The following is an 18,248-nucleotide window of genomic DNA, read 5'->3' as shown; positions in this document are numbered from 1 at the left end:
AGGAAGGCTTGCCTCACTGCACGGCGAAGCGCCGGCCGTGGCTAGGCTCCGGAGCCATGGACGTACTCATCAATGTCTTCGTCGCCCTGCACGTCATCGGCATCGCCTCCCTGCTGGGCGGCTTCCTGACGCAGGTGAAGTCCATGGGGGAGGGCACCGCCCGCTTCGGTCCGGCGATGCTCCACGGCGCACTGACCATGCTCGTCACCGGCATCGCCCTGGTCGGCCTCAACCAGGCCGACGACCAGGCCGTGAACAACGTCAAGATCGGCATCAAGCTGGCGCTGCTGGTCGTGATCCTCGCCCTGGTCTACGTCAAGCGGGACGACGAGAAGGTCGACAAGGGCGCGTTCGCGGCGGTCGGCGGGCTGACGGTCGCCAACATCTTCATCGCCACGGTCTGGACCTGAGGCCGGGCTCCGGGTCTTCCGGGGGCGGCCCGCCGCCCCCGTACCGCTACCACTGACCACTGCTACGCCGGGCGCACGCTGCCGTAGATCGGCATGGAGTAGATCGACTCCTCGCGCACGTTCGCACCCGGCTTCGGGGCGTGGATCATCATGCCGTCGCCCTTGTAGACGCCGACGTGGCTGATGTCGTCGTAGAAGAAGACCAGGTCACCGGGGAGCAGGTCGGACGTGGCGACCCGGGTCCCGACCTCGACCTGGTCCCAGGTGGTCCGGGGCAGAGTCACGCCCGCCGCCCGCCACGCCGCCCGCGTCAGCCCCGAGCAGTCGTACGAGGACGGGCCCGAGGCTCCCCACACGTACGGCTTCCCGATCTGGGCGCGGGCGAAGGCCAGCACCTCTTCCGCCTTGGCGGCGTAACCGCTTCCCGTGCCGGTGCCGGTGCCCGTGCCCGGCCCCGTGTCCGTCCCGGAGCCCGAACCCGTGCCGCCGGAGTCGTCCGCCGCCTCCTCGCGGGCCTTCTCCTCGGCCGCGGCCCGCTCCTTCGCCTCGGCGGCCTGCCGGGCGGCCAGCTTCGCGGCCTTCTCCTTCGCCTCGGCCTCCTTCTTGCGCTCCAGCTCCGCCAGCCGCGCCTTCTCCTCGGCGGTCAGCCTGGACAGCAGGCCGCGGGCCTCGGTGAGCTTGGTCTGCACGTCCTTCTTGCTGGAGGCGAGCGTGGCCTGGGTCCCGGTGAGGGTCTCCAGGCTCTTCACCGCCTCCGCGCGCTTCTTCGCCGCCGCCGCCTGCTGCGTACGGAACTCGGTGACGGCCCTCTGCTGGCGCTCCGTCGCCCGGTCCATCAGCCGGCTCTGGTCGAAGTACCCCTGCGGGTCGTCCGCCAGGAAGAACGTCGCCGTGGGCGTGATGCCACCGCTGCGGTACTGGGCCGCCGCGTAGGAGCCCAGCGCCCTGCGCGCCTCGTTGATCTTCTCGGTCCGCTTCGCCACATCGGAGAGCAGCGCGTCGACCTTCGTCTGCTGGGACGCGGACGCGGCCTTGGCCCGGTTGTACTCCTGGGTCGCGGCGCCCGCCTGCCGGTACAGGGCGTCGACCTTCTTCCGGACTTCCTCGATGGCGGGCTTCGGCTCCGCCGGCGCGGCCGCGGCGCTCTGCGGGGAGAGCAGCGTCACGGAGGCCAGCGCGGCCGTCGTCAGCCCGACGGCGGGGGAGGTGGTGCGCACCTTCGCGCGCGGCTTGCGATGCGATGCCAAGACCGGCATCTCCTTCCGTGGACCGCCTACCGGGTTAGCTGTCGGGTTCGGACGGAACGGAAGGCTGCCCTACGGTCCGGACGCGAGGGCACGGACCGATTCACCCCGGTTCTGCGTGTGGGTCCCCGGTTCCGCACGGCCGTGACGGCCGGACGGATTCGGCGGAGGCGCCCGTCGGGCGTGGTTCGCCCCAGGGAGGTACGGGTCACCTGACCGAGCACGCTAGCCAACCGGGCCCACCGCTGGGAAGGACGATGTGCGATATGCCCGATACATTTTCGTGACCTTTCCGGGGCGGGGGGACCCGCACCCCCTCCGACCGGGCGTTCTTTCACGGAATGTGGACGTCCGGTCCCCCTGCGTGCCCGCTCCGGGCGGGTCGGCGGCGGGTCCGGACGACCGCTTCCCGGCTTCGGCGGAGGGTTGTCAGTCCGGCAGCCTAGACTCGGAAGGCGATGAGCAGCCTCTTTGACGACAGTTTCCTGACCGGCCTCCAGCCCTCGGAGGACGGCCCCCCGCCGCCCCCGGAGGACCACGCGCCCGAAGCGGTGCCGGAGGGTCTCTTCGACGGCGTCCACGACGCGCCCCCGCCGCCCCGGGACGGGTATTACCGGGGCGGCCACCCACGCCCGGTGATCGACTCCGCCGCGCTGCTCGACGGGCTGAACACCGAGCAGCGCGCCGCCGTCGTGCACGCCGGGTCCCCGCTGCTCATCGTCGCCGGGGCCGGCTCCGGCAAGACCCGGGTCCTCACCCACCGCATCGCCCACCTGCTGGCCGAGCGCGGGACGCACCCCGGGCAGATCCTCGCGATCACCTTCACCAACAAGGCCGCGGGCGAGATGAAGGAGCGCGTCGAGCAGCTCGTCGGCCCGCGCGCCCACGCCATGTGGGTCATGACCTTCCACAGCGCGTGCGTCCGCATCCTGCGCCGCGAGTCGAAGAAGCTCGGCTTCACCTCGTCGTTCTCGATCTACGACGCCGCCGACTCCAAGCGCCTGATGGCCCTGGTCTGCCGCGACCTCGACCTGGACCCGAAGCAGTTCCCGCCCAAGTCCTTCACCGCCAAGGTCTCCAACCTCAAGAACGAGCTCATCGACGAGGAGACCTTCGCCGGACAGGCCGCCGACGGCTTCGAGAAGACCCTCGCCCAGGCGTACGCGCTCTACCAGGCCCGCCTGCGCGAGGCCAACGCCCTGGACTTCGACGACATCATCATGACGACGGTCCACCTCCTCCAGGCGTTCCCGGACGTCGCCGAGCACTACCGCCGCCGCTTCCGCCACGTCCTGGTCGACGAGTACCAGGACACCAACCACGCCCAGTACACGCTGGTCCGCGAGCTGGTCGGCCCCGCCGGCGAGGCCGACGCCCCCGCCGAGCTGTGCGTGGTGGGCGACGCGGACCAGTCGATCTACGCCTTCCGGGGCGCGACCATCCGCAACATCCTCCAGTTCGAGGAGGACTACCCGAGCGCGAAGACGATCCTGCTGGAGCAGAACTACCGCTCCACGCAGACGATCCTCTCCGCCGCCAACGCCGTGATCGAGCGCAACGAGAGCCGCCGTCCCAAGAACCTCTGGACCAAGGCCGGCGGCGGCGCCCGCATCACCGGCTATGTCGCGGACACCGAGCACGACGAGGCGCAGTTCGTCGCCGACGAGATCGACCGCCTCACCGACGCGGGCGACGCCAGGGCGGGCGACGTCGCCGTCTTCTACCGGACCAACGCCCAGTCCCGCGTCTTCGAAGAGATCTTCATCCGCGTCGGCCTGCCCTACAAGGTCGTCGGCGGCGTGCGCTTCTACGAGCGCAAGGAGGTCCGGGACGTCCTGGCCTACCTCCGGGTCCTCGCCAACCCCGAGGACACCGTCCCGCTGCGCCGCATCCTCAACGTCCCCAAGCGCGGCATCGGCGACCGCGCCGAAGCCATGATCGACGCCCTGTCGATGCGCGAGAAGATCTCCTTCCCGCAGGCACTGCGCCGCGTGGACGAGGCGTACGGCATGGCCGCCCGCTCGTCCAACGCCGTCAAGCGCTTCAACACGCTGATGGAGGAGCTGCGCACGATCGTCGAGTCCGGGGCGGGGCCCGCCGTCGTGCTGGAGGCCGTCCTGGAGCGCACGGGCTATCTCGCCGAACTCCAGGCTTCCACCGACCCGCAGGACGAGACCCGCATCGAGAACCTCCAGGAACTCGCCGCCGTCGCCCTCGAATTCGAGCAGGAGCGCGGCGACGAGGAGGGTTCCGGCACGCTGGCGGAGTTCCTGGAGAAGGTGGCGCTCGTCGCGGATTCCGACCAGATCCCCGACGAGGACGAGGACGGCTCCGGCGTCATCACGCTGATGACCCTGCACACCGCGAAGGGCCTGGAGTTCCCGGTCGTCTTCCTCACCGGCATGGAGGACGGCGTCTTCCCGCACATGCGGGCCCTCGGCCAGACCAAGGAGCTGGAGGAGGAGCGCCGCCTCGCGTACGTCGGCATCACCCGCGCCCGCGAGCGGCTCTACCTCACCCGGGCCGCCATGCGCAGCGCCTGGGGCCAGCCCTCGTACAACCCGCCCTCGCGGTTCCTGGAGGAGATCCCGGAACAGCACATGGACTGGAAGCGCAAGGGCCCGATGGCCGCCCCCGCCGGGCCGACCTCCGGCATCACGTCCTCGCTGTCCTCCTCCCGCAGCCGCTCCGGCCCCTCGGGCTTCGCGACCCGGCGCGGCGGCGGCGCGGAGAAGCCGACGGTCACTCTGGTGGCCGGGGACCGGGTCACGCACGACCAGTTCGGGCTGGGCACGGTGACGGCCGTCGAGGGCTTCGGCGACCAGGCCAAGGCGACGGTCGACTTCGGCGACGAGCGCCCCAAGAAGCTGCTGCTGCGGTACGCACCGGTCGAGAAGCTGTAGCCGGGCGGACGGACCAACGCGAAAGGGAGCGGGAGGAGGGCCGAGGCCCTCCTCCCGCTCCCTTTTCCGTCTCCGTTTTCGCCCTGGTGTCTCAGGTCGGGTCGACGCCCTTGCTGCGCAGCCACGCCAGCGGGTCGATCGCCGTGCCGCCGCCGGGCCGGACCTCGAAGTGGAGGTGCGGACCGGTGGAGTTGCCCGAGTTCCCGGAGTACGCGATGACGTCGCCGGCCTTGACCGGTCCCGAGCGGATCTTGGTGCTGCTGAGGTGGCAGTACCAGGTCTCGGTGCCGTCGGCGGCGGTCACGATCGCCATGACCCCGTAGGCGCTGTTCAGCTGGGTGCGGACGGTGCCGTCGGTCGCGGCCATCACCGGAGTGCCGTACGAGACGGGGAAGTCGATGCCCGAGTGCACGGACATCCAGTTGACGCCCGCCTGGCCGTAGTAGGCGCTGAGCCCGTGCTGCTTGACCGGCAGGACGAACTTGGGTCGCAGCGCCTCACGGCGTGCGGCCTCCTCCTCGCGCTTCTTCTTCTCCGCCGCCTGCCGCTCCCGCAGGTCGATGCGCTCCTGGGTGCGGCTCGCGCGCTCGCGGAAGTCGTCGCTTCCCGCGGAGAGCTGCTCCAGCTGGCTGTCCAGCCGATTGTTCGCGGCGACCGGCTTGACCGTGCTGGGGTCGGCGACCGCCAGCGAGGTGGTCGTCTCGTCCTGCTTCTCCTCGCCGCCCGGCATTCCGGCGACCGACGCGGCGGCGATGCCCGCGACGCTCATCACGCAGGCGGAGGGTACGGCGACGGTCAGCAGGGCGGAGCGCTTGGCGGGGGTGCGCCGACGGGCCCGGTTGCGCGGGGCGGGAGGGCGGACGGGGGCGCGGTTCGCGGAGGGCGCGACGGGGAAGCCGGCCCCGGCGTCCGGCTCATGCGCGGCCTCCGGTGCGAGGGCGGCGAACTCGGCGGTGGCGGCCGGGCCGTCCTCCGGCTCCTCGGTCATCCGGTCCGGGTCGGCCGGAGCCTCGGGCACCGCCACGTCGGCGGCCCGCTGTTCGTACAGCGGGTACGACGTCTGTTCGGGTTCGTACGCGGTGGGCTCGGGCGTGGCGCCGGAGTTCCACGCGGTCGCGTCGTAGGCGCCCGTGTCGTACGTACCCGCGCCGTAGGCGCCGGTGCCGCCGTACGAGCCGGTCTCGTACGAGCCGGTGTCGTACGAGCCCGTGTCAGGTGAACCGGTGCTCTGCGTGCCCGCGCCGAGGGTGCCGGTGGTGAAGGCGGTGGTGGCGTACGTCCCGGTGTCGGCGGTGACGGCCGCCGTGCCGTACGCGCCGATCGGATACGCCCCGGTCTCGTAGGCGTCCGACCCGTGGGCGTCGCCGGTTCCGTACGCCGTGCCGGCCGGGTAGGTGCCGGTGTCGTAGGAGCCGGCCCCGTACGCCCCGGCGCCGTACGCGGTGTCGGTGTCGTACGAGCCCGTGGGGAAGCCGTTGGTGGGGAACGAACCGGTGTCGGCGGTCGCCCACGGGCCGGTCGCGTCCTGGGCGGCGACCTGCTGCCAGGCCCCGGAGGTGTCCCACTGCTGCGGGACCTGCTCCTGGGCGGCGTAGCCGTCGTGGGTGAGCGTCTGCTGTGCGCCGGTGTTCCACGCGGAGGCGTCGTACTGGCCGCTGTGGTCCGGCTGTCCGGTCGCGTACGCGGTGTCGTGGCCGGCGCCGTAGGTGGTGTCGGCGTAACCGGCGGCGGGGTGACCCGCGTCGTGACCGGCGTCTTGCCCGGCGTCGTGGCCGGCGCTGTGGCCCCCCGGAAGGGAGCCGAAGAGCGGGTCGGTGTCGAAGCTGCCGGTCGATCGGTCGTCGTACCCGATGTGCCCGGCGTGGGGGTGCTGGTCGTTCACCAACTTCTCTCTCGCCTCGGCGGCAGGACTGTCCTGTATCCCGGTCGGGGGGTCCCAGGGGGAAGCAGTGGCCGCGACTGTACCCGGCGGTATGTGACGACGACAATCTTCGACAGGGTTTGCGTTCGCAGGAAACGGGCAATCGGCCGCCTTTCGGTGGACGGCTGACGCAGCCTTGGCTCTACGTTCGAGTGATGTTCTATTCGGGATCACTTCAGGCCGCATCGGGCCCGCATCGGGCCGCATCAGGCGACGGAAGCCGCTCCGGTGGCGGGAGTGGTGTCCTCCCGGGTCCCGGGCGCCTCAAGAACCTCGCGGATCGCGGCGGCCACGGTCGGGTGCACGGGAAGTGCCAGGTGCCCGATGCCGGTGACGCGAACGTTCACCGCGTCGAGATCCGGGTGATCGACACACGCCGTTCTGACGGGGACCATCATCTGGTCCAACTCGCTCCAGAAGCTCACGAACCGGGTCCGGCAGCCGGGGGCGGGGCCGCGCAGCTCCTCGATCAGGGTGGAATCGCCGCGCATCTGCCGCACGATGGGGTGAACGCCGGTACCGGGGGCGACGGCCGTGCCCCCGTGCGGCGTCCCGAGCGTCACCAGGGTGCGCACCCGCCGGTCGCCGCCCAGTCGCTGTACGTAGTACCGGGCGATCAGGCCGCCGAGGCTGTGCCCGACGATGTCGATCCGGCTGTGCCCGGTGCGGGCGCAGATCTCCTCCACATGCCGCCCGAGCAGTTCGGCGGCGGTGCGGACGTCGCGCGTCAGCGGCGAGTAGTTGAGGGACTCCAGGTGGCGGTGGCTGCGCCGGGTCAGGGCGCGTCGCAGAACGACGAACACGGAGCGATTGCCGATGAAGCCGTGCAGCAGGACCACGGGCGGCGCGGCGGTGGCCGTGACCGGCAGGGCGGCGGCCGCAGGGGGAGTGGCCTCGCCGCACTCCCGGTCCGGGCCCCCGGCCGGGTCCCGGCGGGCGTCCGGAGCAGGGCGGCGGCGGGTCTCCGGGCTCGCGGCTGGGACCGGGCCGCCAGTGGCGGCATCGGCCCCGGCGGCGGTGGGGCCGACGATGACGTCGGTGGCCGCGGCCGTGGTGGTGGGGGTGTCGGTGGCGGTGTCCGCCGGTCGGGCCGGCGGGCGGCGCTCCGGGGTGATGCCGAAGGGGTAGACGATCAGGTGCCCGGCGAGGACGACCAGCTCCAGCGCGGTGGCGCCGAGCAGCGCGGACGACAGCCGGGGGCCCGGCAGACGGGGCAGCGGGGGTAGGAGAGGGAGGAGCTTCACGGCCGGCCTCCTGCACTGGCGTACGGGGAGAGGAGGTCCCCTTCCCCGTACAGCTCTCGCGGGGCGTCGGTACGAGGGTCGCGCGGCCGGCGGAGGCCGGACCGCGACGACGGAGGCCGGACCACCGTGCCGTGCGGCTGGCGGCGCGGTGGTACGGCGACCTCGTTGCGGCTCCCCTTGCGCCGGGCCCCGCGCGGCCGGAACACCGCGTTTACGGGGGACGACGCCTGGCGAACATGTCCCACATGTGATTTCCCCCTCCCCGCCTGCCGCGAAACAGCGGCTTGCGAGATGCTGTGGATAACGTTCGTTCACATCCCCGGCCCTTCAGGCGCGGGATACCAGGTGGAGGCAGTGATGGGTGTGACCGGTCCGATCCGTGTGGTGGTGGCCAAGCCGGGGCTCGACGGCCATGACCGCGGGGCCAAAGTCATCGCGCGCGCGTTGCGGGACGCCGGTATGGAGGTGATCTACACGGGGCTCCACCAGACGCCCGAGCAGATCGTCGACACGGCGATCCAGGAGGACGCCGACGCCATCGGCCTCTCGATTCTCTCCGGGGCGCACAACACGCTGTTCGCCAAGGTGATCGAGCTGCTGAAGGCCCGGGAGGCGGAGGACATCAAGGTGTTCGGCGGCGGGATCATCCCGGAGGACGACATCGCGCCGCTGAAGGGGCTGGGCGTCGCGGAGCTCTTCACTCCGGGGGCGACGACGACCGAGATCGTCACGTGGGTCAACGCCAACGTCCGCCAGCCTGCCTAGGGCGTCCCTGAACGCCGGCCCGCGCGGACCTGCACCCGTGTGTGCGGGGGGCGCGCGGTGCTGCGCCGGGGCCGGCGCGCGCGGCGCTGCGTGGGTCTGTTCGGGCGGGGGAGCGGCGGGGACAGCGGGCCCGGCGGCGGCCGGGGAAGCGGCGGGCCGGTCACGGGCCGGTCGGGCGCCGGAGGCATCCGCGTACGGGCCGTGCCCGCGACCGCGTCCGCGTTTGGGCCGTGCCCGCGTCCGCTCAGGCCAACAGCTCCGCCTCCATCGCGGCGCGCAGCCGCAGGGTGGAGACCAGGCGCTGGAAGGCTTCGGACCAGTAGCCTCCTGCTCCCGGTGACGCCCCCTCCCGCTCGTCCTGCGTGGCCGTCAGGACCTCCAGCCGGTCGGCCTCGGCCGGATCCAGGCAGCGCTCCGCGAGCCCCATCACACCGCTGAAGCTCCATGGGTAACTCCCGCCGTCCCGTGCGATGTCGAGCGCGTCGACCACCGCGCGCCCGAGCGGACCGGCCCAGGGGACCGTGCACACCCCGAGGAGCTGGAACGCCTCCGACAGTCCGTGGGCCGCGATGAACTCGGCTACCCAGACGGCGCGTTCCTGCTCACCCAGCACCGCGAGGAGCTTCGAGCGCTCGGCGATCGACGCCGTCCCGGGGCCGCTCGCCGGCGGTGCCGAGGGGCGGCCGAGCAGGGCCCGGGCCCACTGCGGATTCCGCTGCCGCAACGCGGCTCTGCACCACGCCCCGTGCAGCTCGCCGGCCCAGCCGTCGGCGACGGGCAGGGCCACGACCTCCTCGGCCGAACGCCCGCCGAACCGCTCCTCCCAGACGCCGAGCGGGGTGGCCTCCACCAATTGCCCGAGCCACCAGGACCGCTCGCCCCGGCCGGTCGGCGGAACCGCGCTGACGCCGTCGCGCTGCATCCCCGCGTCGCACTCGTGCGGCGCCTCCACGGCGATGGTGGCGCCGTCCCCCGTACGGTCCGGGTTCACACAGGACGTCGCGCGGGCCGCCATCCGTCCGGCGAGCGCCGACTCGGGCAGAGCGGAGAGCAGTTCGGCGGCGGTCGCACGGACGTTGCGGCTCCGGTCGGACAGGGCCTGCTCCAGGAACGGTTCGTCGTCACCCCCGAGCCCGGTCCGCAGGGAGTCCAGGAACATCAGCCGGTCCTCGGCCCGTTCGGCCGGCCACGTGGCGGCGAGCAGGGCCCGTGCGGCGGACGGATCCCGGGCCCGTACGGAGTCGAGCAGGGCGATCCGCTCCGCGAAGAGTCCTTCCTCCCACAGCCGGCCCACCGCGTCCGCGTCCATGGCGTCGAGTTGCGGGGTGCCGCTCGCGGAGCCCCGCAGGGCGAACCTCCACTCGGGGTTCAGGCCGGCCAGCCACAGACCGCGCGGCCCGGCGAAGGCGAGCGCCTGCGGGCGCAGGTCCGTACGGGCGCGGGCGGCGTCCAGCAGCGGTGGCAACAGGGCCGCCGGGGCACGGTAACCCTTCCGGTTGGCGGTGGCCAGCCACTGCGGAATGAGTTCGGTGAGGTCCGGCGCGGACCCGCGCCTCCCGCCGCCCGACGGCGCGGAACGGTCGGCCAGCAGGCGGGCGAGCCGGTGCCGGGCGGCCTCGGGGAGCGCCGGGCGTGGATCCGGCGCGGCGGGCCCGGGCCGGTCTTTCGGGACGGCGGGCAGCAGCCCGGCCCGCCGCCGCACGGTGTGCAGTGCGGCGGCGTCCAGCAGAGCTGCGGGCGCGTCGGCCGGTATGGGGCCACCGTGTGGTGCCGGCGGGCGGCGGTCGGTGCCCAGGAGCGCCGAGGTGATCAGCTCCTCCCAGGGCAGGGAGTCGACGCAGGCCGAGGTGGAGGCGGGAGCATCGCTGGTGCTGGTGCTGGTGCTGGTGCTGGTGCTGGTGCTGGCGGCGCTGGTCGTGCGAGTCATTTTTCCCCTCCGGTGGCAGGGATGCGCGGTTGTCGGTCAGGGGTGGTGGTGGCCGGGGCGGCGGGCGGATGTGGCAGGCGGTGCGCGGGCGACGGATCCCGGTTCGCCAGGGTGGGAAGAGCGGATGGCGGCGACGCGGGCCACGGGGCGAGCCGAGTCGGGCGTCGAGGAGGGCCGGGGCGCACGGGCCGAGCGCACGGGCCGGTGCGCACGGGTCGAGCGCCCGGGTCGAGCGCCCGGGTCAGATCAGCTGGACGACCGCCCCGCCGCCGGTGCCCCCGTCCTCCTCCGTACCGTCCGGGTCCCAGGCCGCGAACGGGTCGAAGCCGCGATGGCCGAATTCGCCGAACACCGTGACCGGGCCGCCCCCGGAGAGGGCGCCGAGCTTCCACAGGCCGGGCCGGGACAGGGCGGCCGGGGCGATCGGCAGCGCGGCGTCCGCACACGCGTCGGCCACCTGCCAACCGTCCTCGGCCGGCACGGGTATGACGCCGCCCAGGGTGACCGGGCAGGCGTCCAGCCACGGGTCCTTTCGCAGGGCGTCTCCGTAGACGGCCGGTGCGGCCGCTGCGGTGATCCCCGGCGGGGGACCGGCCGGAGGCACGCCTCCGAACCGCTCGCCCAGTTCGGCACGGAGCTGCCCGCCGCCCGGATAGGGCGTCAGCTCCGCGTCGATCGTCGTGCCCACCGGCAGCGCCTGCGCAGGCGACCGGCCCGCCGCGCCGAACGAGAGCAGCAGAGCGGTACGGCCCGACTCGCGCCCGTACAGCCAGATCCGCCGGGTGACGATCCTGCCGTCCGGAGTGTCGTACTGGGCGAGGACCAGCCAGTGGTCACGGACCGGGACGCCTTCGGCGGAGGACGGCAGCCCCACTCTCGTGCGCACGGTCGCGGCCAGTGGCTCGGGCAGCCGCTCCCGGCCGAGCCAGGCCGTGTTCAGCAGATGGAGCAGGCCGCACTCCTCCAGCAGGCGGACCGGCCGGTCCGCGGCGGAGCCGGTGATCGCGCCCAGCTCCCTCACCCGGGCCGCCAGCCCGGGGGCCTGGGCGTCGACCATGCGGGCCGCAGTCTCCTCCCACAGGCCGTATCCCGAGCGGTCGGTCGCGGCGAGGCCCCCGCGCAGCAGGTCGGCAAGACGCTGTTCCAGCTCCTGAGCCCCGCCCGTGACACGCTCCGCGCGGCGCTCCGCCCGCTTCCTGGCGGCGGCGCCCGCAGGCTCTCCTGCGAGACCGCCGCCCGTCGCCCGCGCCTCCGCCACGCGCCCACGCCGGGCCTCGATCCACGCTGCGGCCCAGTCGGCCGGCTCTCCCGGCCGGAACGCGGCATCGTCGGACACCCGGAACAGCAACAGTCCGAGCGCGTGCTCGCACGGGGACTTCCGGCTCGGGCAACTGCACGAGAAGGCCGGGCCGGCGGTGTCGACCACCGTCCGGTACGGCGTGCCCCCGCCGCCCTCGCACAAGCCCCACAACGCGCCCGCGGCGTCACAGCCCGCGCCGGTCCACGGGCCGGCCGCGCCGAGTCGCCCACCCGCCTCGCGTGAGGCTTCGTCAGGAGCCAGTGCCAACACCTGCTCCACCGACCAGCGCGCCACCGGTCCGCCGGTGGGCGAGGGTTCTCCCCCGTGAGATAGCAGCATGTCCCCGACGGTAGGGGGCGCCACTGACAGACGCCTCCGACCTGCGAAGCAATTGCCCCGCGAGGGATTTGACTTCGCCGGTCCGCTGCGCTTCTCTGCGATCTCCGCGCACGGAACGGATCCGTGCCCGGGCCGATCCAGGGGGGATCCCGGAATGAACCGCACCATCCGCACCACACGCACGTCCAGAACCATCCGCCCCGTGCGCACCGCCGCCCACGCCCTTGCGATCGCCGGCCTCGTACTCGGGCTCGGCGCCTGCTCGGCCGAGACGGTCGACGAGGCGGTCGGCAAGGCGGTCGACACGGCCGTGGACGAGAAGTACGAGGTGACCTACGAGGTCACCGGCAAGAGCGTCGACGAGATCACCTACCACGGGGGCGCCGGCGACGCCATGGAACCGGAGCTGGAGACCGTCACCTCGCCGGCCCTGCCGTGGAAGAAGACCGTCGAACTGCGCGGCATCATGCCGCCTGCCGTCATGCCGGTGGCCGTGGACGCGGGCGGCGCCGACGTCGCCTGCACCATCACCTACAAGGGCAAGATCATCAAGGAGGCGAAGGGCGAGGGCATGCTCACGGCGGGCGGCTGCGTCGCCGTGTCGCCGATCGTCGGCTGATTCGGCCGGCCCTCGATCGGCCTGCCGGTCCTGCCGGTCCCGATCGGCCTGCCGGTTCTGCCGGTGCTGCTGTTTCGGCGGGCCCGGCGGGTCCGGCGGGCCCGGCCGGTCTCCGCGGTCCGGATGCCCGGCCCGGCTGTTCGGCGCGCTCACCGGAAAACGGGCCCTGACCTGCGGTCAGGGCCCGTTGTCAGTGGCATGGTGCACGGTGGAACCACATCAGGTCGATCGATCTGGAGGGGGATCCATGACCGTGTCCGAAACCACCGCGGCCGTCGGGCCGGAGGCGGGCGCCGAGCCGCTGCGCCCGCACGCCGAGGACGCGTTCGCCGACGAACTGAAGGCGCTCGCCGCCGCCGACGACCGCCCGAGGCCCGCGCGTTGGCGGCTGTCGCCCTGGGCCGTCGCCACCTATCTGCAGGGCGGGACCCTGCCGGACGGGACGGTGATCACGCCCAAGTACGTGGGGCCGCGCCGCCTGGTGGAGGTGGCCGTGACCACACTCGCCACCGACCGGGCGCTGCTTTTGCTGGGCGTCCCCGGCACGGCCAAGACCTGGGTCTCCGAGCACCTCGCCGCCGCCGTCAGCGGTGACTCGACCCTGCTCGTGCAGGGCACCGCGGGGACCCCGGAGGAAGCCGTCCGTTACGGATGGAACTACGCCCGGCTGCTGGCCCACGGCCCCAGCCGCGACGCCCTCGTGCCCAGTCCGCTGATGCGGGCCATGTCCGAGGGCATGACGGCCCGGGTCGAGGAGCTGACCCGCATCCCCGCCGACGTGCAGGACTCGCTCATCACGATCCTGTCCGAGAAGACGCTCCCCGTCCCGGAGCTGGGACAGGAGGTCCAGGCCGTCCGGGGGTTCAACCTCATCGCCACGGCCAACGACCGGGACCGCGGCGTCAACGAGCTGTCCAGCGCACTGCGCCGCCGGTTCAACACCGTCGTGCTGCCCCTGCCCGCGACCCCGGAAGCCGAGGTCGAGATCGTCTCCCGGCGCGTCGACCAGATCGGCCGCTCGCTCGACCTGCCGGCGGCACCGGAGGGCCTGGCCGAGATCCGGCGCGTGGTGACGGTCTTCCGCGAACTGCGCGACGGGGTGACCACCGACGGGCGCACCAAGCTCAAGTCCCCCTCCGGCACGCTCTCCACCGCCGAGGCGATCTCCGTCGTCACGAACGGCCTCGCCCTGGCCGCCCACTTCGGCGACGGCATCCTGCGCCCCGGCGACGTCGCGGCCGGCATCCTCGGCGCGGTCGTCCGCGACGCGGCGGCGGACCGGGTGGTCTGGCAGGAGTACCTGGAGACCGTGGTCCGCGAGCGGGACGGCTGGAAGGACTTCTACCGCGCCTGCCGCGAGGTATCCGCATGACGGGCCCGGCCGGCCCCTGGCTCCTGGGGGTGCGGCACCACGGCCCCGGGTCGGCCCGCGCGGTCCTCGCCGCGCTCGCGGCGGCCCGCCCGGCCGCCCTCCTCATCGAGGGACCGCCCGAGGGCGACGCGCTGCTGCCGCTCGCCGCCGACCCGCGTATGCGTCCCCCCGTCGCCCTGCTCGCGCACGCCGTGGACGACCCGGGACGGTCCTCCTTCTGGCCGATGGCCGCGTTCTCCCCCGAGTGGGTGGCCATCCGCTGGGCGCTCGACCACGGCGTCCCGGTCCGCTTCATCGACCTGCCCGCCGCCCACTCCCTCGCGCTCAGGGAACCCGCGCCGGGCACCCGGAGCGACGGGGCGCCGGGGGAGGGGACACCGGGGGGCGGGGCCGTGGAAGGGATCGCGCCGGTCGTCGACCCGATCCGGCTGCTGGCCGAAACCGCCGGATACGACGATCCCGAACGCTGGTGGGAGGACGTCGTCGAGCACCGCTCACCCACCAGGGGCACGCCCGGCGGCGGTACGACTGCCGGACGAACGCCCACCGAAGGAACGGCTGCCGTGGAAGCGGCCGGCGGCGGTACGACTGCCGTGGCATCAGCCAGCCGGGGACCGACCGGCGCCGGCGGGGGACCGACCGGCGGGGGAACGGCCTCGGTCGGCGCGGACATCGGCGGCACGGCGGATGACGCCCTGGTGCCGTTCGAGGCCCTGGCGGAGGCCATGAGCGCTCTCCGTGAGGCGTACGGCGACGGCGGTCATCCCCGGGACGCGGTGCGCGAGGCGTACATGCGCATCCAGTTGCGTACCGCGCGCAAGGAGTTCGGGGACGGCGTCGCGGTCGTCTGCGGGGCGTGGCACGTGCCGGCTCTCGCCGCGCGGACCACCCTGGCCGCCGACCGCGCCCTGCTCAGAGGGCTACCGAAGGTCAGGACCGACCTGACCTGGGTGCCGTGGACCCACCGCCGGCTCGCCCGGCACAGCGGGTACGGGGCGGGGATCGACTCGCCCGGCTGGTACGGGCACCTCTTCGCCGCGGCGGACCGGCCGGTCGAGCGATGGATGACCAAGGTCGCCGGACTGCTGCGTGAGGAGGACCGGTTCGTCTCCACCGCCCATGTCATCGAGGCCGTCCGGCTCGCGGAGACCCTCGCCGCTCTCCGGGGCCGGCCGCTGGCCGGTCTGGCCGAGACGACCGACGCGGTGCGGGCCGTCATGTGCGAAGGGTCCGACGTCTCGCTCGCCCTCGTCCGCGACCGGCTGATCGTCGGCGAGGCACTCGGCGAGGTGCCGGACACCGCCCCGGCCGTCCCGCTGCAACGGGACCTGACCCGCAGCCAGCGCACCCTCCGGCTCAAGCCGGAGGCGTCGGAACGCGAGCTGGACCTCGATCTGCGCAAGGAGACCGACGCCGCCCGCAGCCGTCTCCTGCACCGCTTGCGCCTCCTCGGCGTCGGCTGGGGCGACCCGGTCGCCGGACGGGGCAGCACCGGCACCTTCCGGGAGAGCTGGCGGCTGAGCTGGGAACCGGAACTGCACGTCCGGGTCGCGGAGGCGGGCGTGTGGGGCACCACCGTCCTCACCGCCGCCACCGCGAAGGCGGAGTCGGAGGCCGAGGCGGCGACCGCACTGGCCGACGTCACCGCACTCGCCGAACGCTGCCTCCTGGCCGGACTGCCCGGCGCGCTGCCCGCCGTGATGAGGGCCCTGGCCGACCGGGCCGCACTGGACGTGGACGTCGGCCACCTCGCGGACGCCCTGCCGGCCCTGGCCCGCTCCCTGCGGTACGGGGACGTGCGCTCCACGGACACGGCGGCGCTCACGGAGGTCGCCGCCGGACTCGCCGAGCGGATCTGCGTCGGCCTGCCGCCCGCCTGCACGGGCCTCGACGCCGACGCGGCCGAGACGCTGCGCGATCAGGTGGAGGCCGTGCACGGCGCGATCGGTCTGCTGCTCGCCGGAACGGCGTCCGCCGAAGGGCTGCGGAGACGCTGGCACGCCGTCCTGCGCAAACTGGCGGCCCGGGAAGCGGTCGCCGGGATCATCCGGGGCCGGGCCACCCGGCTGCTCCTGGACGAGGGACGGCTGGCGGACGACGAGGCGACCCGGCTGATGGGCCTGGCCCTCTCGCCCGGAACCCCGCCCGCCGACGCCGCCGCCTGGATCGAGGGGTTCGTCGGCGGCGCGTCCGGCGGCGGCATGCTGCTGGTCCACGACGAGCGGCTGCTCGGCCTCGTCGACGCCTGGCTGACCGGTGTCCCCGCCGACATGTTCACCGATGTGCTGCCGCTACTGCGCCGCACGTTCGGCGCGTACGAAGCGGGCGTACGGCGCACGCTGGGCGAGCTGGTCCGGCGCGGACCTGTTGCCGAGGGCGTTCGACCGAACGACGGCGGCCGGGCGTCCGGGGGCTTCGGACCCGGTCTCGACGGGGCCAGGGCGGACGCGGTGGAGCCGGTGCTGCGGCTCCTGCTCGGCCGCCGGCCCGAGCCCGCGGAAGCGGCCGGATGAGGACGACGGCCATGACCAGGACGACGGTCACGTATGCGAAGACGGCCATGGACACGACGGAACCGGCCACGGCCGCCACGGCCGCGGTCGCGACGGCCACAGCCACGGTCGCCACGGCCAAGGCCACGGCTGCGGTCGTGACCACGACCGCGAACATGACGACCGGCCGGAGCGCGCCCCACCAGGACGAGACGGGCCAGGCCATCACGGACCCGAGCGGAGAGACGATGGAACGGACGACGGAACAGGCATCGCGGACCACGCGGCCCACCGTTCCGCACGCGCCCGATGCCGAACGGCTGCGACGCTGGCGGATGGTGCTCGGCGCGGACAGCGCCGACAGCGGCGGACCCCTCCTCACCGGCCGGGACGCGGCGATGGACGAGACGTTGAACGCGCTGTACGGCGGGGGCGCCGGGAAGCGGCCCGGCGGCCGGGGCCCCGACCGCCGTTCGGCGGGGCTCGGCGCGTCGGCGCCCGCCGTCGCCCGCTGGCTCGGCGACATCCGTTCCTACTTCCCGAGCAGCGTCGTCCAGATCATGCAGCGCGACGCGATCGACCGGCTCGGGCTGGAGGCTCTGCTCCTGGAGCCGGAGATGCTGGAGGCCGTCGAGGCGGACGTCCACCTCGTCGGCACCCTGCTCTCCCTCAACAAGGCGATGCCCGAAACGACGAGGGAGACCGCACGCGCCGTCGTCCGCAAGGTCGTCGAGGACCTGGAGAAACGCCTGGAGAACCGCACCAGGGCCACCCTGTCCGGCGCCCTGGACCGCTCGGCCCGGATCAGCCGGCCGCGCCACCGGGACATCGACTGGAACCGCACCATCCGGGCCAACCTCAAGAACTACCTCCCGGCCCCGGGGCCGGCCGCCACGGGAGACGCCGGGGGCGGGGGAGCCGCTGGGGGGCGAGGCGGGGGAGCCGCTGAGGGGAGGGGAACGCTCATTCCCGAGCGCCTCATCGGCTACGGGCGTGCCTCCCGGACCGCCAGGAAGGACATCGTCCTGTGCGTCGACCAGTCGGGCTCGATGGCCGCGTCCGTCGTCCACGCCTCGGTCTTCGGGGCAGTGCTCGCCTCCATGCACACCCTGTCGACCCGGCTCGTCGTCTTCGACACGGCGGTCGTCGATCTCACGGACCAGCTCGACGACCCGGTCGACGTCCTCTTCGGCACCCAGCTCGGCGGCGGAACGGACATCAACCGGGCGCTCGCCTACTGCCAGTCGAGGATCACCCGCCCGGCGGACACCGTCGTCGTCCTCATCAGCGACCTCTACGAAGGCGGCATACGCGACGAGATGCTCAAGCGGGTCGCCGCGATGAAAGCCTCGGGCGTGCAGTTCGTGACCCTGCTCGCGCTCTCCGACGAGGGCGCACCCGCGTACGACCACGAGCACGCGGCGGCGCTCGGGGCACTGGGCGCACCGGCGTTCGCCTGTACGCCGGACCTCTTCCCGGACGTCATGGCGGCGGCGATCGAGAAGAGGCCGCTGCCGATACCGGACAGGGAGCCCCGACCGTGACCAGGAATTGCGGTCCCCTCGCGGCTTGTGCGCGCCGCCGCCGCGACCGCGCCGCATCCGCGCCGCCACCACGACCGGGGCGCGGCCGTCGTGCCGCTCTCTCCCGGGCCGAAGTGCCGCTCCCTCCGGGGCCGAACAGCCCCTTCCGGCTCCCAGGCGACCCTCGGC

12 protein-coding genes and 1 riboswitch are annotated in these 18,248 nt (G+C 73.5%); of the genes, 7 read left to right on the top strand and 5 right to left on the bottom strand.

Annotated features, from left to right (window positions below; all coding sequences use genetic code 11):
- Positions 1–56 precede the first annotated feature (56 nt).
- A complete protein-coding gene (locus ACIQMU_RS04390) occupies positions 57–410 on the top strand; it encodes a hypothetical protein (RefSeq protein WP_352240303.1) in 354 nt (117 codons plus the stop codon).
- A 62-nt stretch (positions 411–472) separates the two neighbouring features.
- Here the strand turns inward: ACIQMU_RS04390 and ACIQMU_RS04385 are convergent, their stop codons facing one another.
- The gene (locus ACIQMU_RS04385; RefSeq protein WP_402688182.1) at positions 473–1,666 is read right to left on the bottom strand and encodes an NlpC/P60 family protein; all 1,194 of its coding nucleotides are present in this window, start codon (positions 1,664–1,666) and stop codon (positions 473–475) included.
- Positions 1,665–1,831, bottom strand: a riboswitch (cyclic di-AMP (ydaO/yuaA leader). Its footprint overlaps the gene before it by 2 nt.
- A 281-nt stretch (positions 1,832–2,112) precedes the next feature.
- On the opposite strand from ACIQMU_RS04385, the gene pcrA reads away from it, so the two are divergent.
- Complete coding sequence (pcrA, locus tag ACIQMU_RS04380; protein ID WP_352240305.1) at positions 2,113–4,557, top strand: DNA helicase PcrA; 2,445 nt, start codon at positions 2,113–2,115, stop codon at positions 4,555–4,557.
- Between the two features lie 91 nt (positions 4,558–4,648).
- On the opposite strand, the gene ACIQMU_RS04375 is transcribed toward pcrA, so the two are convergent.
- Together ACIQMU_RS04375 and ACIQMU_RS04370 are read right to left on the bottom strand one after the other, a co-directional pair.
- Positions 4,649–6,439, bottom strand: a complete 1,791-nt coding sequence (locus tag ACIQMU_RS04375; RefSeq protein WP_402688181.1) for a peptidoglycan DD-metalloendopeptidase family protein — start codon at positions 6,437–6,439, stop codon at positions 4,649–4,651.
- A 245-nt stretch (positions 6,440–6,684) separates the two neighbouring features.
- Positions 6,685–7,722, bottom strand: coding sequence for a lipase family alpha/beta hydrolase (locus tag ACIQMU_RS04370; RefSeq protein WP_402688180.1), 1,038 nt, complete (start codon positions 7,720–7,722; stop codon positions 6,685–6,687).
- Positions 7,723–8,079: 357 nt separating this feature from the next.
- Between ACIQMU_RS04370 and ACIQMU_RS04365 the strand changes: the two genes are divergently transcribed.
- Complete coding sequence (locus tag ACIQMU_RS04365; protein WP_352240308.1) at positions 8,080–8,487, top strand: cobalamin B12-binding domain-containing protein; 408 nt, start codon at positions 8,080–8,082, stop codon at positions 8,485–8,487.
- A gap of 244 nt (positions 8,488–8,731) precedes the next feature.
- Here the strand turns inward: ACIQMU_RS04365 and ACIQMU_RS04360 are convergent, their stop codons facing one another.
- Together ACIQMU_RS04360 and ACIQMU_RS04355 are read right to left on the bottom strand one after the other, a co-directional pair.
- On the bottom strand, positions 8,732–10,414 hold the full coding sequence (locus tag ACIQMU_RS04360) for a DUF5691 domain-containing protein (protein ID WP_402688179.1): 1,683 nt from the start codon (positions 10,412–10,414) through the stop codon (positions 8,732–8,734).
- A gap of 241 nt (positions 10,415–10,655) precedes the next feature.
- A complete protein-coding gene (locus tag ACIQMU_RS04355; RefSeq protein ID WP_402688178.1) occupies positions 10,656–12,053 on the bottom strand; it encodes an SWIM zinc finger family protein in 1,398 nt (465 codons plus the stop codon).
- Positions 12,054–12,207: 154 nt separating this feature from the next.
- Here ACIQMU_RS04355 and ACIQMU_RS04350 point away from each other — a divergent pair, with 154 nt between their 5' ends.
- The 4 genes from ACIQMU_RS04350 to ACIQMU_RS04335 all read left to right on the top strand — a co-directional run bounded on the left by ACIQMU_RS04350 (position 12,208) and on the right by ACIQMU_RS04335 (position 18,080).
- A complete protein-coding gene (locus ACIQMU_RS04350; protein WP_352240311.1) occupies positions 12,208–12,672 on the top strand; it encodes an MmpS family transport accessory protein in 465 nt (154 codons plus the stop codon).
- Between the two features lie 247 nt (positions 12,673–12,919).
- The gene (locus ACIQMU_RS04345) at positions 12,920–14,044 is read left to right on the top strand and encodes an AAA family ATPase (RefSeq protein ID WP_356733415.1); all 1,125 of its coding nucleotides are present in this window, start codon (positions 12,920–12,922) and stop codon (positions 14,042–14,044) included.
- Positions 14,041–16,557: a DUF5682 family protein gene (locus tag ACIQMU_RS04340; protein ID WP_402688177.1), complete on the top strand. Its 2,517-nt coding sequence runs from the start codon at positions 14,041–14,043 to the stop codon at positions 16,555–16,557. Before ACIQMU_RS04345 ends, ACIQMU_RS04340 begins: the two co-directional genes overlap by 4 nt.
- Before the next feature lie 227 nt (positions 16,558–16,784).
- Positions 16,785–18,080 carry a VWA domain-containing protein gene (locus ACIQMU_RS04335; RefSeq protein WP_352240513.1) on the top strand — a complete coding sequence of 432 codons (1,296 nt, stop codon included), beginning with the start codon at positions 16,785–16,787 and terminating at the stop codon, positions 18,078–18,080.
- Positions 18,081–18,248 lie beyond the last annotated feature (168 nt).

Source organism: Streptomyces sp. NPDC091649, assembly GCF_044756785.1.
Lineage (GTDB): Bacteria > Actinomycetota > Actinomycetes > Streptomycetales > Streptomycetaceae > Streptomyces.
The sequence above is the reverse complement of the archived record's forward strand: the minus strand, read 5'-3'. Positions and strand labels throughout refer to the sequence as shown.